General features: G+C 46.6%; 13 protein-coding genes and 2 pseudogenes. 5 read left to right on the top strand and 10 right to left on the bottom strand.

Going from position 1 to position 14,403, the window contains the following annotated elements; all coding sequences use genetic code 11:
- Window positions 1-666: pseudogene (locus QVA83_RS05265) on the bottom strand (proteobacterial dedicated sortase system histidine kinase); the annotation flags it as partial.
- Window positions 667-727: 61 nt separating this feature from the next.
- Entirely contained in the window at window positions 728-1,417 is a 690-nt protein-coding gene (gene pdsR / locus QVA83_RS05270; protein WP_049588993.1) for a proteobacterial dedicated sortase system response regulator, read from the bottom strand.
- 740 nt (window positions 1,418-2,157) lie between these two features.
- On the opposite strand from pdsR, the gene QVA83_RS05275 reads away from it, so the two are divergent.
- The 3 genes from QVA83_RS05275 to trmB are packed head-to-tail and all read left to right on the top strand — an operon-like array spanning window position 2,158 to window position 4,597.
- A complete protein-coding gene (locus QVA83_RS05275) occupies window positions 2,158-3,087 on the top strand; it encodes an ABC transporter ATP-binding protein (protein WP_049588994.1) in 930 nt (309 codons plus the stop codon).
- 26 nt (window positions 3,088-3,113) lie between these two features.
- Window positions 3,114-3,929: an ABC transporter permease gene (locus QVA83_RS05280; RefSeq protein ID WP_014951006.1), complete on the top strand. Its 816-nt coding sequence runs from the start codon at window positions 3,114-3,116 to the stop codon at window positions 3,927-3,929.
- Window positions 3,929-4,597, top strand: coding sequence for a tRNA (guanine(46)-N(7))-methyltransferase TrmB (gene trmB / locus QVA83_RS05285; protein ID WP_049588995.1), 669 nt, complete (start codon window positions 3,929-3,931; stop codon window positions 4,595-4,597). Before QVA83_RS05280 ends, trmB begins: the two co-directional genes overlap by 1 nt.
- Window positions 4,598-4,693: 96 nt before the next feature.
- On the opposite strand, the gene QVA83_RS05290 is transcribed toward trmB, so the two are convergent.
- Window positions 4,694-5,425, bottom strand: a complete 732-nt coding sequence (locus tag QVA83_RS05290) for an EAL domain-containing protein (protein WP_049588996.1) — start codon at window positions 5,423-5,425, stop codon at window positions 4,694-4,696.
- A 563-nt stretch (window positions 5,426-5,988) separates the two neighbouring features.
- Between QVA83_RS05290 and panP the strand changes: the two genes are divergently transcribed.
- Window positions 5,989-7,623 (top strand): pyridoxal-dependent aspartate 1-decarboxylase PanP, encoded by a 1,635-nt coding sequence (gene panP / locus QVA83_RS05295; RefSeq protein ID WP_014977595.1) that lies wholly within the window; start codon window positions 5,989-5,991, stop codon window positions 7,621-7,623.
- Between the two features lie 112 nt (window positions 7,624-7,735).
- On the opposite strand, the gene panC is transcribed toward panP, so the two are convergent.
- The 7 genes from panC to sfsA form a co-directional block, all read right to left on the bottom strand.
- Complete coding sequence (panC, locus tag QVA83_RS05300; protein WP_049588997.1) at window positions 7,736-8,587, bottom strand: pantoate--beta-alanine ligase; 852 nt, start codon at window positions 8,585-8,587, stop codon at window positions 7,736-7,738.
- 11 nt (window positions 8,588-8,598) lie between these two features.
- The gene (panB, locus tag QVA83_RS05305) at window positions 8,599-9,393 is read right to left on the bottom strand and encodes a 3-methyl-2-oxobutanoate hydroxymethyltransferase (RefSeq protein WP_014977593.1); all 795 of its coding nucleotides are present in this window, start codon (window positions 9,391-9,393) and stop codon (window positions 8,599-8,601) included.
- Between the two features lie 57 nt (window positions 9,394-9,450).
- On the bottom strand, window positions 9,451-9,948 hold the full coding sequence (gene folK, locus QVA83_RS05310; protein ID WP_049588998.1) for a 2-amino-4-hydroxy-6-hydroxymethyldihydropteridine diphosphokinase: 498 nt from the start codon (window positions 9,946-9,948) through the stop codon (window positions 9,451-9,453).
- Window positions 9,941-11,260 (bottom strand): polynucleotide adenylyltransferase PcnB, encoded by a 1,320-nt coding sequence (gene pcnB, locus QVA83_RS05315; protein WP_014977591.1) that lies wholly within the window; start codon window positions 11,258-11,260, stop codon window positions 9,941-9,943. Before pcnB ends, folK begins: the two co-directional genes overlap by 8 nt.
- Before the next feature lie 98 nt (window positions 11,261-11,358).
- Complete coding sequence (gene gluQRS, locus QVA83_RS05320; protein WP_049588999.1) at window positions 11,359-12,282, bottom strand: tRNA glutamyl-Q(34) synthetase GluQRS; 924 nt, start codon at window positions 12,280-12,282, stop codon at window positions 11,359-11,361.
- Window positions 12,283-12,355: 73 nt separating this feature from the next.
- A complete protein-coding gene (gene dksA, locus QVA83_RS05325; RefSeq protein ID WP_014950997.1) occupies window positions 12,356-12,805 on the bottom strand; it encodes an RNA polymerase-binding protein DksA in 450 nt (149 codons plus the stop codon).
- 239 nt (window positions 12,806-13,044) lie between these two features.
- Entirely contained in the window at window positions 13,045-13,761 is a 717-nt protein-coding gene (sfsA, locus tag QVA83_RS05330) for a DNA/RNA nuclease SfsA (protein ID WP_014980491.1), read from the bottom strand.
- A 202-nt stretch (window positions 13,762-13,963) separates the two neighbouring features.
- Here sfsA and QVA83_RS05335 point away from each other — a divergent pair.
- A pseudogene (locus QVA83_RS05335) lies at window positions 13,964-14,403 on the top strand (aminopeptidase PepB); the annotation flags it as partial.

Consider the following 14,403-nt stretch of genomic DNA (forward strand, 5'->3'; position numbering starts at 1 on the left):
GTTGTAGCCTGTGGCTGTCTCTAGCCAGCGGCCCTGAATAGAGAGCTCGTTCTCTATTGCCCGTGTGGTCGTTGTGTTGTCTGCGAGCTTATACGCATTTACCCAGCCACTTTCATAAGGAGCAACAACATATCTTGCTAATTCACCCTGTGGGGTTTCCATGCCCACAAGCAGGTGGTCGCCTGTCTCCACGCTTAAACTATTGGGTTGCCGCCACAGCAGTACGTCATCACTGACTTCAAACATGGCATACAGAAATTGACCGTAGCGCCCCACCATATGCTTGAACGATAAGCTGGTAGGTTCTCCCGCGTAGCCATTGTAGTACTCAATAACTTCGCCACTGCCATACTCACTCATTAACTCGCTGACTTGCTGCCAGTCGTTAAGTTCGCCATCAAGTCGAATGGGGGACGGGATAGGTGGCGCGTAAAGATCTGTTCCGGGGCGCACGTCTTGAAGATACGCCGATTGGCTATCAAATAAAGCGGGACGCTCGTGAAGTGCAGTGGCAACAGCTCGCGCCGTGCCAATCATGGTTTGCTCTTGACCGTTTCGCAGATACTGTTCAAGTTCCCACACATAGTTATAACCTAAGTAGGGTATGGTGAATAAGAACAGCGACAGCACCATAAGCTGCAGGCGTATTGAAAAGCGAAATCCCATGTTTTTAGTCGGTTGCCCTTATCATTTAATCAGATGAAACGTGGTCTTTGTCGAAAGCCCGCTATAGCTGCCAGCGATATCCCATGCCGTACACGGTGTCGATATGATCGAAGTTTGGGTCAAGCTGCACAAACTTTTTACGCATACGTTTGATATGCGAAGTAATGGTGGTGTCGTCTACCACCATTCTGGACTCATCCATTAGCTGTTGGCGGCTTTTCACATGACCAGGGCGCTTAATGAGCGCATGCAGCATCCAAAACTCTGTTACCGTCAACAAAACGGGCTGGTTCTGCCAGCTTACCGTCATTCTCGACACGTCTACTTTTAAGTCGCCTACTTTTAGCTCATCTTTTTGCTCTGAGGGAGCAGCAAGTAAGTCTGTACGCCTGAACAAGGCCGCAATGCGTGCTAGCAGGTGAGCCATGCTGATATCTTTAGTCAGGTAGTCGTCCGCGCCCATTCTAAGGCCGCTGATAGTGTCTACGTCGTTATCTCGTGCAGTAAAAAAGATGATAGGTAGGGTTTGTGACAGGCCTCGCAGTTGCTGGCACAGCATAAAGCCCCCCTCAATTTCATCTTTCAAACCAATATCGATAATGGCTAAGTCGGGTAAGGTGTGGTTAAACGCTTCAGCAGCAGAAGGCCTGTCCTCATAGGCATTCACGCTATAGCCCTGCGCTTTAAGCGCCATAATGTAATTTTCGCGAATGGCCGCGTCATCTTCCACTAATGCAATTGTCTTTGGCATACATTAACCCGCAAATATAATTCTGATAGAGCGCACACTATACCTATGAATGACAGCTATTGCCTAAGTTCGGCATAAAATCCTCAAGCCTGCCTCATTTACGCCATATTTGAGGGGCTTATCGTGAACTTTATCTTTGGCGGCAGCCCCACACAACGTCCCGAAGCGCGGATTAATAAAACGCTTGGCGTGCAGCTTCACATGCTAAATCTATAGGAAAGCTAAATCACCACCACATTTCCACAATTACGCGCTTTTTTTGCCATGAATAACGGGTTTAATAGTATTTGTCCGTCGAGTTTAGTGCACTGCTTTTTTTAAGTGCCAAGCAAGCGAGGCGGAGTGCACTGTAGAAGCCTCTTCAAAGACAGGGAGAGGGGAAACAGTGCCGTGGAAGGGTAAGGCTGAACTTCTACGTAAAAGTCTCAATGATCTATTCAGACTGGTATTAAGCTACCCTTTGCGCTGCGTACTACCCCAACGGTACGCGGCGCTTTTTTATTAGGGTTGAAAAAAGGCGTTTTCGCTCTCATTTAGAAGACGAAAGCTTAAACTGTTTAAAGCAACCACTAAACGCGAGTGTATTCATTTAATGGCATGAACTAGGTTACACTTCGTTGGTTGTAAGTTGTTAGCGACAGATAACTGCATCTCACTAAAGTTAATTAGGGCGTGCTGACCTTTGGTTTGCATCAAAGGTCAATACGTCTTAGTGATCACACTCTCACTACGGGCAAATCATGAAAGCGTTGGACATTAAAGGGTTAACCAAAACCTACAAAGGTGGCGTACAGGCACTAAAAGGCGTCGACCTTACAGTACAAGAAGGAGACTTCTTTGCATTACTTGGCCCAAATGGGGCGGGTAAATCTACCACTATTGGTATTATCAGTTCACTTGTAAACCAAACCAATGGCAGTGTGTCGGTGTTTGGTTATGACCTCACAACGCAAAAAGAGCAAGCCAAAGCCTGCATTGGTCTGGTGCCACAAGAGTTCAATTTCAACCAATTTGAAACTGTACTGCAAATTGTATTGAATCAGGCAGGTTACTACGGCGTACCGCGCAGTATTGCGAAAGAGCGTGCTAAAAAATACCTTGCTCAGCTCGACCTGTGGGAAAAACGCGATGCCCGCGCGCGTGAGCTATCGGGTGGTATGAAGCGAAGACTGATGATTGCTCGAGCACTCATGCATGAGCCGAAGTTGCTTATTTTAGATGAGCCAACCGCGGGCGTAGATATTGAAATTCGCCGCTCTATGTGGGGCTTCTTAGAAGAGATTAATCGTCAGGGGATCACGATTATCCTCACTACCCACTATCTTGAAGAAGCAGAAATGCTGTGTCGCAATATCGCCATTATTAACAAGGGCACCATTGTCGAGAACACCAGCATGAAAGCTTTATTGTCTAAATTAAGCCTAGAAACCTTTGTGTTGGATATCAAAATACCAGAGGGCATGACGACAGATGACCTACTAACGGGCTTTGAACACCGTTTGATTGACGACCATACCCTTGAAGTTGATGTTGAGAAAACGGAAGGATTGAACCCGGTTTTCACCCAGCTAAGTGAAAAGGGCATTCAAGTAATGAGCATGCGCAATAAATCAAATCGCCTTGAAGAGCTATTTGTGCGTTTAGTTGAATCAGCGAAGCAAGCTGGCTAAACCCACAGCAGGTAAAGGTGAAAAACATGAAAACTGAAAGTACACAAATGAACACAGAAGAAAACGTGGGTTGGTTTAAGCAAAACTATGTGGCGCTAACCACTATTTGGATAAAAGAATGTACGCGCTTTTTGCGCATATGGGTACAAACCCTTGTGCCGCCAGCTATTACAATGAGTTTGTACTTCGTGATATTCGGTAGCCTCATCGGCAACCGTATTGGCGAAATGGGCGGCTTTACTTACATGGAGTTTATTGTGCCCGGCCTTATTATGATGTCGGTGATCACAAACTCCTACGCCAACGTGTCCTCTTCATTTTTTAGTGCTAAATTTCAGCGCAATATTGAAGAGCTGTTGGTGTCACCAGTACCCACTTCGGTCATCATTCTTGGGTATGTGGGCGGCGGCGTGGCCCGCGCCATACTGATAGGTATTATCGTTACCTTAGTGTCGCTGTTTTTCGTTGATGTTCAAATACACAATTTGGGCATTATTGCGCTCACGTTGTTACTCACTTCTACCTTGTTTGCGACTGCGGGTTTAATTAATGCGGTATTTGCGAAGACCTTTGATGATATTAGCGTGGTTCCAACGTTTGTATTAACACCGTTAACTTACTTAGGTGGTGTGTTTTATTCACTTACCCTATTGCCTGAATTCTGGCAGTGGGTGAGTAAGGCGAACCCTGTTGTGTATATGGTCAACGGGTTTCGTTATGGGTTCTTAGGGGTCTCTGACGTAAATGTAACCTTGTCGCTTGCCTTGCTAGTGGGCTTTAATGCACTGCTATTTGGTGTGGCGTACTACCTACTTAAAACGGGTAAAGGTATTCGTAGCTAATGGCCAGCGGTAATTCTAGAGAAATCATAACATCGCAGGTAGGTATTCACGATAAGTTAGACGACTTAGTGAAAAAGTACCAAGCGAGTGAAAATAAGCGACCGATTAGCGACCATACACAAGCCGCTTTTGACGAAGTCAGTGCGTGGCTTGATGGCTTTAGCGGCGAGATCATTTTAGATTCATGCTGCGGCGTTGGCGAAAGTACGGCGAATATTGCAAGAGCAAACCCCGATGCGCGTGTTATCGGTATCGATAAGTCGGCGCTGCGAGTGGACAAACATGAACATTACAGTGCACAGCAAGATAACTATCGGGTTATTCGTGCCGATGTGAACGACTTTTGGCGCTTAGTAAAGCAGTCTAATTGGAACGTGACTCAGCACTTTCTGCTGTATCCCAACCCCTATCCTAAAAAGACGCAGGTTCAAAAGCGCTGGCACGGTAGTGCGGCCATGGTGGACCTGATGGCGATCACTCCAAATATTGAAGTGCGTAGCAACTGGCTTATTTATCTAATGGAATTTGCGCAAGCGGCTAAACATTACGGCATGGTATCTGATTTATCTGAAGTCACTGGCGATGATCACATGACGCCGTTTGAGCGAAAGTACCGAGGGAGCGGTCAATCGTGCTGGCAGCTTAACTGCCGTAGCGAAGAAGGCTGAGTCTGCTATAGCAGCAAGAAATATTGAAAGCTGATAAAAATGGGGTGAGATGAAAATCTCGCCCCGTTTGTTATTCAAATTCGTATAATTCGCTTGTTAATGGCGCGCATTGGCACTTCGCACATTCGCCATGGGCGGACTAAACACATATCCCTGTGCATAACGAATGGGCAGGCGTTTTACGCGTTCTAGATGCGCCTCATCTTCTACGTGCTCGGCAATAGTGCTTACTCCATGGCGTTCACATAGCGACAGCAGATAGTCTACATATTCCCTCACTGCCTCTTGTTCGTCATAGTGTTTAATTAGCCCGCCAGCGAGCTTAATCCCCCGAACCGGCAAGTTCATAAGCGCTCGTATGTTACCTGGGCATGATCCAACGTTGTCGATGAAAACGCCCAGCCCCACATGCATGCTTTTTTCGATAAATGCGGTAAGGCTTTTCGGATTGGATAGGGCAGTAGAAGCACTCACTTCTATACTTACACGCTCCGGCGTGGGATAGCTTGCTAAATGGGTGATGAGGGTATTAGTAAGCTCTACATTGTGAAGGTCATTGGCAGTTATATTGATGTTCCAAGGGATATTAACGTCGTGAAAATAGCTGGCACATTGCACAAACATGCTCGCTGCAAGCGTATTTACGTGTTGTTCGCGCTCTATAAGGTAGAGAAATTCGCTAGGTAAAAAAGTCTTATCACCTCGGGTTATCAAGCGTGCCAGGCACTCGTAGCGCCATACTCCTTGGCTTTGTAAGTCAACGATGGGTTGAAAATAAGGCACGATATCATCGATAGAGAAATCCTCGGAAATTTCACGAATGGGCATAAACAGACCCCCTTGCTTTGAAGCAGTACTTTATCGCAGCGATGAATGCTTGAATGTGAGTTCAATGGCTACTTAGGCTCGCAATTAGAAGATGGAAAACCAATACGAGAGACCCGTGTTGGTACTATTCATAAATTAAATATAGTAGAGACTGATAAAATTTGCGGTACAAAATTCGGGGGAATTCGTTTAAATACGTGTGCAGAGTTAACCGCTTCATAAGTTTTTTGCATGTAATAAAACGTTAATAGTCGCTTAAATGCCGTGCGCTAACCCTTGGCGAGCATTGCAATCTGATGTAAAGTGCGACACCCTGAAAGTATTGTGATAAGTTTTCAGGTTTGGCAACGAATGGACCGCGTCAACGCGCATTAGCCCAGCCGATGTACCGTTAAGGGATATGTTGGATAAATAGCTGCACCAGTCGCAAAGTAATTGTGTCGAATGCTATTTGGCTAAAAGGAAAAGTAAGTGTCAGGCCGGTGTCCTACAAAACCGCCTGTTGATTTCGCCCAATAAATGTAAGCGAAATGTGTGATTGTTTTAAGTATGAGGTGTGTTGAGTGGGTGAAGCGCAAGTTAGTTTAGAGCACCTGTTTAGGGTCTTTACCAAGCCTGAACACAAAGACTCAAAGCTGGCTCAAATAGAGCAGCATTTATCTGACAATATCTTAGATTTTTTGTCGCAGCACGTAGTGACGAAAAAGACGTCGTTAGAAGAAATTGAAAAAGACTTTTCAGACTCCAAGGTGCCTGAGTCACCCGAGTTTGTGTCTACTCATGCTGAAAGCTTGTTAGATAAGCTTGTTGCGCATTCAGTTAATACTTACTCGCCTACCTTTATTGGTCACATGACCTCAGCGTTGCCCTATTTTCACCTGCCGCTTTCTAAGTTAATGGTCGGGCTTAACCAGAACTTGGTTAAAATAGAAACGTCTAAAGCTTTCACGCCGCTAGAACGTCAAGTATTGGGTATGATGCACAACCTTGTGTACGATCAGCCTCAAAGCTTTTACGACAACCATCTACACAGTGCGGCCCATTCTTTGGGGGCATTTTGCTCTGGCGGAACCATTGCCAACATCACTGCCTTATGGGTGGCTCGCAACAAATTACTAGGCCCACAAAAAGGGTTTTCTGGCGTGGCAAAAGCAGGTCTTGCCGCTGCCTATCGTCACTACGACATTAACAATTTAGGCGTGATGTGCAGTAAACGTGGGCACTACTCGCTGTCAAAGGCTGTGGATGTATTGGGGTTAGGTCGCGAACAATTATTAACTGTGCCCGCGCCAAAGCAAACCCTAGACCCAGCAAAAGCCCTTCGCATTGGTAAACGTTATCAAGAGGAAGGCAATAAGCTTCTCGCTATCGTTGGGGTAGGCGGCACCACCGAAACAGGGCACGTAGACCCGCTAGACGAGCTTGCTGACGTAGCCAAAGAGTTAGGCTGCTGGTTCCATGTAGACGCAGCCTGGGGCGGCGCTACGCTGTTCTCGGCGCGCTATCGCGACAGACTAAAAGGTATTGAACGCGCAGACTCAGTGACTATTGATGCACATAAGCAAATGTACGTGCCAATGGGCGCAGGAATGGCGCTTTTCAAAGACCCACAAAATGCCAATGCGGTAAGACATCACGCGCAATATATTTTGCGTGCAGGCTCTAAAGACTTAGGTGCTACCACGCTTGAAGGCTCCCGAAACGGTATGGCCATGATGGTGTACTCGGCGCTGCATATATTCGGTCGCAAAGGGTACGAGCTACTTATTGATCGCAGCATTGATAAGGCCAAAGACTTTGCGCAGATGATTGATAAAGCCCAAGACTTTGAATTGACGACCACACCTATTCTATCACTGTTGACCTATCGCGTTTGTCCCGCTGAAGTGCAGGAAAAGCTGAAGCATGTGAATGCTAAAACCCGCAACGCTATTAATGAGAAGGTTGACGCCCTTGTTGTTGCGGTACAAAAGCAGCAGCGTGAAGCAGGTAAGTCTTTTGTGTCTCGTACTCGCCTGGAAGCGCCGGATTACCCTTCCCAGTGTATTACCGTGTTTCGCGTAGTGTTAGCGAATCCGCTTACTAGCCATAACGACTTGGCCGCAATTTTGGCTGAGCAACACTTAATTGCGAAAGAGACTCAGGCTTGGAAAGAGCTAATGGATTTCGTTCGCGAAACGGAAACCGTTGCGTCTTAAAGACTTCAGCAGCAACAAATAAAAAAACGCCCGATACAGGCTCTGTTTAGGAGTCATGCATCGGGCGTTTTCTTTTGTAGTTCGAGACTATCCGCGAGGATTGGTATTACGCTTAATCTCGCGTAATTTGCATATTATCAATTAAGCGTGTCTTGCCCATAAACATAGCAACAAGCAGAACTAATTCTTTGTCGCTATCGTTAGCTGGTTCAAAGGTGGCGGCGTTAACTACCTGACAGTAGTCTTTCTTAAAGCCTTTTGCTTCAAGGTTACTGACCATGGCATTTTCAAGCTGAACAAAGTCAGTGTTACCACTTTCTATGCCCGCTTTTAAGCGCTGCATTTCTGCAAAAATAGCACTCGCCGTCGCTTTTTCAGTGTCTGTCAGGTAGCCATTTCTAGAGCTCATTGCTAGGCCTGATGTTTCGCGCTCTGTAGGCACCCCGTGAACCTTCACTGCCATTGATAAATCGCGAGCTAACGCGCGAATAACTTGTAGCTGCTGGAAGTCTTTTTCACCAAAAAACGCATCGTCGGGCTGTACCATGTTGAAAAGCTTGGTCACCACGGTAGCGACGCCGCGAAAATGGCCAGGGCGACTGGCGCCACAGTGCGAGTCTGAAATACCGGGCACTTCAACGAACGTCTGCGCATCCAGACCTGCCGGATACATTTCCGCTACGCTAGGTAAAAACACCGCGTCTGCACCCACAGAAATAAGCTTAGCTTTATCTTCTTCGATAGTGCGTGGATACGCGTCTAAATCTTCGTTCGCACCAAATTGCATGGGGTTAACAAAAATGCTAACCACCACTTTGTCGTTGTGCGCTTTCGCTTTTTTAACTAGTTTGAGATGACCATCGTGCAGGTTGCCCATAGTGGGTACAAAACCTACGGTTTCACCATTACGTCGCCATGCGTTCACCGTGCTGCGTAATGCTGAAATACTATCAACCACCTTCATAATTTACCTCGTTACTCGAAGCTGTGTTCAGCCGATGGGAACGCACCGCTTTGCACATCTTCAATATATTTTGATACGGCTTTGCGCATATCGCCGGTTTCTACAAGGTAGTTCTTTGAGAACTTCGGCATATAGTTTGCGCTGATGCCAAACATGTCGTGCATCACCAGAATTTGACCGTCGGTATCTTTGCCTGCGCCTATACCGATTACCGGTATGGTTAGGGCTTCGCTAACCGCTTTGCCTAGCGATGAAGGCACGCACTCAAGCACTAATAACTGAATACCGGCTTCTTCCAACGCTTTCGCTTCGCTAAGCAGTTTTTCAGCCTGGCTCGCTTCGCGGCCTTGTACTTTAAAACCACCGAATACGTGCACTGACTGAGGCGTTAAGCCTAAATGGCCACACACAGGGACGCCGCGCAGGTTTAAGCCTTTGATGGTGTCGCACAACCAGCTTCCACCTTCCATCTTAACCATACTTGCACCTGCAGCCATAAGCTTTGCTGCATTGGCGTAGGTTTGCTCAGGAGTGGCGTAAGACATAAACGGCATATCGGCTAATACGAAGGCGCGTTCAGTGCCGCGACGCACACTTTTCGTGTGGTAGGCAATGTCATCGATGGTTACCGGTAGGGTGTCGTCTTCACCTTGAAGGACCATGCCTAAAGAGTCGCCGATAAGAAGGGCGTCAACGCCTTGTTCGTCGAACATTTTGGCGAAGCTGGCGTCGTAAGCGGTTAAAGAGGTGATCTTTTCCCCGGCCTGCTTTTTCTTAAGCAAGCCCGATACAGTTACTTTCTTCATGACATGTCTCAGATTGATATTGTTGGTATCGTGTGGCGAACTATACGGATTTTGCCGCTAATTGGAAGAGCGCAGGCGACGAAGTCCATCCAGTGAGCAGTTAGCGACCCATGCCGAGATGGGTTTGCCATCGTGCATAACCATATTGGGCGCAATTTCAAACAGCGGCACCATAACGAACTCGCGCTCTGCCATGCCGTAATGGGGAATAATTAAGTCTGCGGTGTCGATAGTTTCGCTGCCGTACAACAAAATATCCAAATCCAACGTGCGTGGACCCCAGCGCTCACCTTTGCGCTCACGGCCTTCTTCCAGCTCAATGCGTTGCAGCTGCTTCAATAAGCCGTGGGGCTTTAACGAGGTCTCAATTAAGCACACCGCGTTAATATAGTCAGGTTGGTCTTGCGGCCCCATCGGTTTACTAGAATAAAGTGAAGAGGTTTTAAGTACGCGGGTGTCTTCGATTTGACCTATCGCATCAAACGCGCGCTGGGCTTTTCCCCGGCTATCGCCGAGGTTGCTACCTACACCAATGTAAACGTGCTCTTTATGCATCAGGACCTCGCTTCGCTGGTTTACGCTTGCGCTTACGCGGGGCACCTTTTGCGCCGCCTTCGCTTTTGCGAAGGGCGTTAAGCATGCCTTTCTGCTTACCGTTGTCAGCGTGCTGGAAGTGCGTCCACCACTGAGCTAGCTCTAATAGATCGCCTCCTTCAATTTGGCCGCGGGCAAGTAAAAAGTCATAGCCAGCTCTAAATTTAGGGTGCGTGAGCAATTGGAAAGCGCGACGGCCAAAGCGCTTAGGTAGGCGTTGCTGTAAAATCCAGATGTCCCGAACCACGGTAGAGAAGCGTTTAGGGATCATAATACGTTGTGTTTGACGTGCGATAACCTCGCCTGACGCAATATTAAATGCATCGTGAGCATTTAAGCCAGACTCACTTTGTAAGCGTTGTGACTCTTCTTCAACCGGATACCAGAGTAGTGCGGCGTAAAGGAACGCTGGCGTAACTCGCTGGTCGCTATTAATACGCTCGTCGGTATTGGCAAGTACGCGACGTACAAACTGCATTTCACGGCTGTTTTCATCTTTCAAAAACGGCGTTAGCTGAGGGAACAAAGGCTCGATTAAGCCGTATTCGTGCAGCATTAAGAAGGTTTCTTCTCCCTTACCCGATAAAAACAGTTTAAGGGTTTCTTCAAACAAGCGCGCTGGTGGAATGTTCTGTAAAAGGTTGGCCAGAGATTTTATCGGTGCAGCGGTTTTTGCTTCAATGCGCATGCCAAGCTTAACGGCAAAGCGCACCGCACGTAGCATGCGTACCGGATCTTCACGGTAGCGTGTTTCCGGGTCGCCAATAAGCTCAACTTCTCGCTTTTCTATAGCGGCTAGGCCATTCGCGAAGTCTTTTACCGTAAAGTCTGCCACGCTGTAATACATGGCGTTAAAGGTAAAGTCACGGCGTTCAGCATCTTCTTCAATGGTGCCAAATACGTTATCGCGTACTAATTGACCGTGAGCGTCGCGCTTTGCGACAGCCTTGCCCTTGGGAAGGTTTTCGTCTTCGTCTGACTCTTGGTGATGCCCGCGGAACGTGGCTACTTCAATGATTTCACGGCCAAACACAATATGGGCCAAACGAAAGCGCCTGCCGATAAGGCGGCAGTTTCTGAACAAGCCTTTAATTTGTTCAGGTGTGGCGTTCGTCACCACGTCGAAATCTTTTGGTTCGTGACCCATCAAAATGTCGCGTACACAGCCTCCTACCAAATAGGATTCGAAGCCAGCTCCATTAAGGCGATACATTACTTTCAATGCATTTGCGCTTACGTCTTCGCGAGATATACCGTGTTCTCCACGGGTCATAGTCCTTGGCTTTAAAGCGTTAGGAGACGAACTCTCTTTTGAAAAAGCGCGCTTAACAGATTTAAAAACACGATGAATGATGATGGTATCTCCGCAGACTATAAAGGTTCGCTATAATAAGTGGATTCATGCTGTGGAACAATAATTTCGGGTGTTTTCACTACTTTTTTCCTATTCCACATTGAAATAGCCGTCTTAAGCGCCGAATCAATATCACCAAATTCTGACGCATTTGGAAAGGAAAAGCCTAAAAAGTGCATCACACGCACGAGATTATCTAATGCTGATTCGTTTTTAACTGGCGCTGCACGGTTTTGTTTACTTAGTTTTCTGCCTGGTGCCACGGCAGCGACCGGCACGTGACCGTATTCAGGAGTAGAATAGCCCAGCGTGTGATATACGGCGCGCTGTAAAGGCGTGACATCAATTAAATCACACCCTCTAATGACATGGTTAACTTGCTGAAATACGTCATCTAAAATCACGACAAGGTTATACGAAAATAAGCCGTCTCGACGTTTCAGCACTACGTCTTCGGCTATTAAATCAGAGCTTGAATTAGAGGGCATAACTTTGCCCATAAGCACGTCATCAAAGGCTTCAAGTTGAGTATCTACTTTTAAACGAACTGCACAGTCCTGTGTGTTGGAGTGTACTGGCTCAGTCCGACAGTAGCCGTTATAAACACCGCCCATAGCTTTAATTTGCTTACGTGTGCAGGTACAAAAATAGGCTTTTTGTTGTGTAAGTAAGTCATCGAGAACCGCTTGATAACGGGCATGTTGTTGGCTTTGATAGATGACGCCGCCGTCCCAATACAGGCCGTGGGCTTCTAGGGTAGTGAGTATGTCTTTATCTACACCTTTAATACAGCGCGGCTCGTCTATATCTTCCATACGTAGCAGCCATTTTCCGTTATGGCTTTTGGCATCTAGGTAGCTGGCAACAGCGGTAACTAACGAACCGAAGTGAAGTTGGCCGGATGGAGAGGGAGCAAAGCGCCCTACATAGTGGTTATGCATAATAAAGGCTTAACAAAAAGCCCCATCTTTTCGGGATGAGGCTTTCTATATCAACGTAATCGAGGCTAGTAACTTAACCTTGAAGTTGTTTTTCTTTAATTTCAGCCATGGTCTTACAGTCGATACATAAATCTGCTGTAGGACGAGCTTCTAAGCGACGAATACCAATTTCGATACCACACTGGTCACAGAAGCCGAAATCGTCTTCTTCAATTCGCTTAAGCGTTTTTTCAATTTTCTTTATTAGCTTACGCTCACGGTCACGTGTACGTAACTCAAGGCTGAACTCTTCTTCTTGAGCTGCACGGTCTACAGGATCAGGGAAGTTTGCTGCTTCATCCTTCATGTGCGTTACTGTACGGTCAACTTCTTCACGAAGTTGATTGCGCCATGCTTTAAGCAATAGACGGAAGTGCTCCATTTGGGGCTCGCCCATGTACTCTTCGTCAGCTTTTGGCTCGTACGGCTGTAAACCTGCCAGCGCTAATAGTCCTAGGGATTTTGTTTCTTTTCCTGTTGGCATCTGCCACATCTCCTACACTACGACATCCATCTTGTCCTGATTGGACCGATATCTATATCAGACTCGACAACTTCAGGCAATCAATCGTGTCTATGTAATTATTATGCTGGTGTATTGCTTTCATAAATTAGCCAGGTGTTTTCATTTAACCAGTTGGCTACCAGCAAACGCATTAGTGCGTTGTCCCACTAAAACAAGGCGCAAATATGAAGCCGAAATGAAAAAAATCAACCTATTTTTTATAAAATCAAAGGGAGTGTTTGATTTAATAGGATTTTTTGTTCGTCTATTATACAGCTTGCTGCTAAAACTGTTACACCAGCGTCAGCGGCAATCTTTACGCTTTCTGCATAAGTTGGATCAATATGCTCAGCCACTTGAACGCTTTCTATAGCAGTGTGTTGTACACAGAATAATAGACTGGTTTTTATACCACTGTCAGATAAACGAGCAAGTTCTAGACAGTGCTTCGCGCCGCGTTGAGTGACTGCGTCGGGGAAGAACCCTTTGTTTTCATCTGCTAAGGTGACGGATTTAACTTCCATATACTCAGTAACACTCTGATGTTCGGCATTTTTTCGGGTTAATGCAAAGTCGAACCGGCTATTGGCGGTTGGCGGTGTTACTTCTGCTTTCCAATCTGTGATGTCTGAAAATTCGCTTAGCACCTTGTTATCTAGCGCTTCCGCCACCAGTTTATTAGCATTGTGCGTATTAATGCCGATGAAGTGACCATCAAATGTTTGGGCTAGCTCCCATGTATACTTGAGTTTTCGATTTGGGTTGGTGGACTCACTTAAAAAGACAGTGTATCCAGGAACAGCACAGCCAGTCATAGCGCCAGTATTTGGGCAATGTGCAGTTACAATAGTGCCGTCGTCTAACTCAACATCGGCAAGAAATCGCTTGTACCTTTTTATAAGGGTGCCGCGTAATAAGGAAGGTGAAAACTTCATGTGTCGCCTTTTTTAGAATGTAGGTGAAAACACGTTAGTGTGTTTCGCTAATTGATATGTGTGCTTTTGAACGAGCACATATAGCGTATGCGCTTAGCGAACAACAAGCGCAGTAAACAAGGCGCCAAAGAGTAACAAACATTTGTGCAAGCGCAAAAAGCGCTTTGCAATAATATAACGATGTAATAAGGAATAAAACGCGATGGCAGAATTTACCGTTAGCCTTTCTAGAAACAGTGCTGAAACAGTGTGGGGCGAGAGTGCTAAGCTTTCTTTCACTGAATCAGGTGCAGTTATTCACCTGCCTGACGACAAGCTTAATGAGCGTTTAATTCAGCAAGCGGCAAGAAAGCTAGATGGCTTAAGCCTGCCAACAGTTACGCTAAGCGGTGATTGGCACAAAGAGCAGCAGTGGGCGTTTGCACTTAGCTTCACGCGCGCGCGAAAGCCTGCATCAATTAAATGGGCCGACACGGCTGATAAAGAAGCGTTAGAGCAAGAATATGCGGCGTTACTGTTTACCCGTCAGTTGGTAAACGAAACGCCGGAAGATCTAAGTCCTGAAACCTTGGCAACCCGTGCTGCTCAGTGGCTTAAGTCATTAGGTGGTGACAAGGTCACTTACTCAATGACGGTAGGTGA

The sequence above is a fragment of the Alteromonas sp. AO-Serp genome (assembly GCF_017849675.1).
GTDB lineage: Bacteria > Pseudomonadota > Gammaproteobacteria > Enterobacterales > Alteromonadaceae > Alteromonas > Alteromonas macleodii.

Bases quoted from the DNA above. Each gene is read 5' to 3' on its own strand.
- pdsR (WP_049588993.1), bottom strand. From the start codon at position 1,417: ATGCCAAAGACAATTGCATTAGTGGAAGATGACGCGGCCATTCGCGAA.
- QVA83_RS05275 (WP_049588994.1), top strand. From the start codon at position 2,158: ATGAAAGCGTTGGACATTAAAGGGTTAACCAAAACCTACAAAGGTGGC.
- QVA83_RS05280 (WP_014951006.1), top strand. From the start codon at position 3,114: ATGAAAACTGAAAGTACACAAATGAACACAGAAGAAAACGTGGGTTGG.
- trmB (WP_049588995.1), top strand. From the start codon at position 3,929: ATGGCCAGCGGTAATTCTAGAGAAATCATAACATCGCAGGTAGGTATT.
- QVA83_RS05290 (WP_049588996.1), bottom strand. From the start codon at position 5,425: ATGCCCATTCGTGAAATTTCCGAGGATTTCTCTATCGATGATATCGTG.
- panC (WP_049588997.1), bottom strand. From the start codon at position 8,587: ATGAAGGTGGTTGATAGTATTTCAGCATTACGCAGCACGGTGAACGCA.
- panB (WP_014977593.1), bottom strand. From the start codon at position 9,393: ATGAAGAAAGTAACTGTATCGGGCTTGCTTAAGAAAAAGCAGGCCGGG.
- folK (WP_049588998.1), bottom strand. From the start codon at position 9,948: ATGCATAAAGAGCACGTTTACATTGGTGTAGGTAGCAACCTCGGCGAT.
- pcnB (WP_014977591.1), bottom strand. From the start codon at position 11,260: ATGACCCGTGGAGAACACGGTATATCTCGCGAAGACGTAAGCGCAAAT.
- gluQRS (WP_049588999.1), bottom strand. From the start codon at position 12,282: ATGCATAACCACTATGTAGGGCGCTTTGCTCCCTCTCCATCCGGCCAA.
- dksA (WP_014950997.1), bottom strand. From the start codon at position 12,805: ATGCCAACAGGAAAAGAAACAAAATCCCTAGGACTATTAGCGCTGGCA.
- sfsA (WP_014980491.1), bottom strand. From the start codon at position 13,761: ATGAAGTTTTCACCTTCCTTATTACGCGGCACCCTTATAAAAAGGTAC.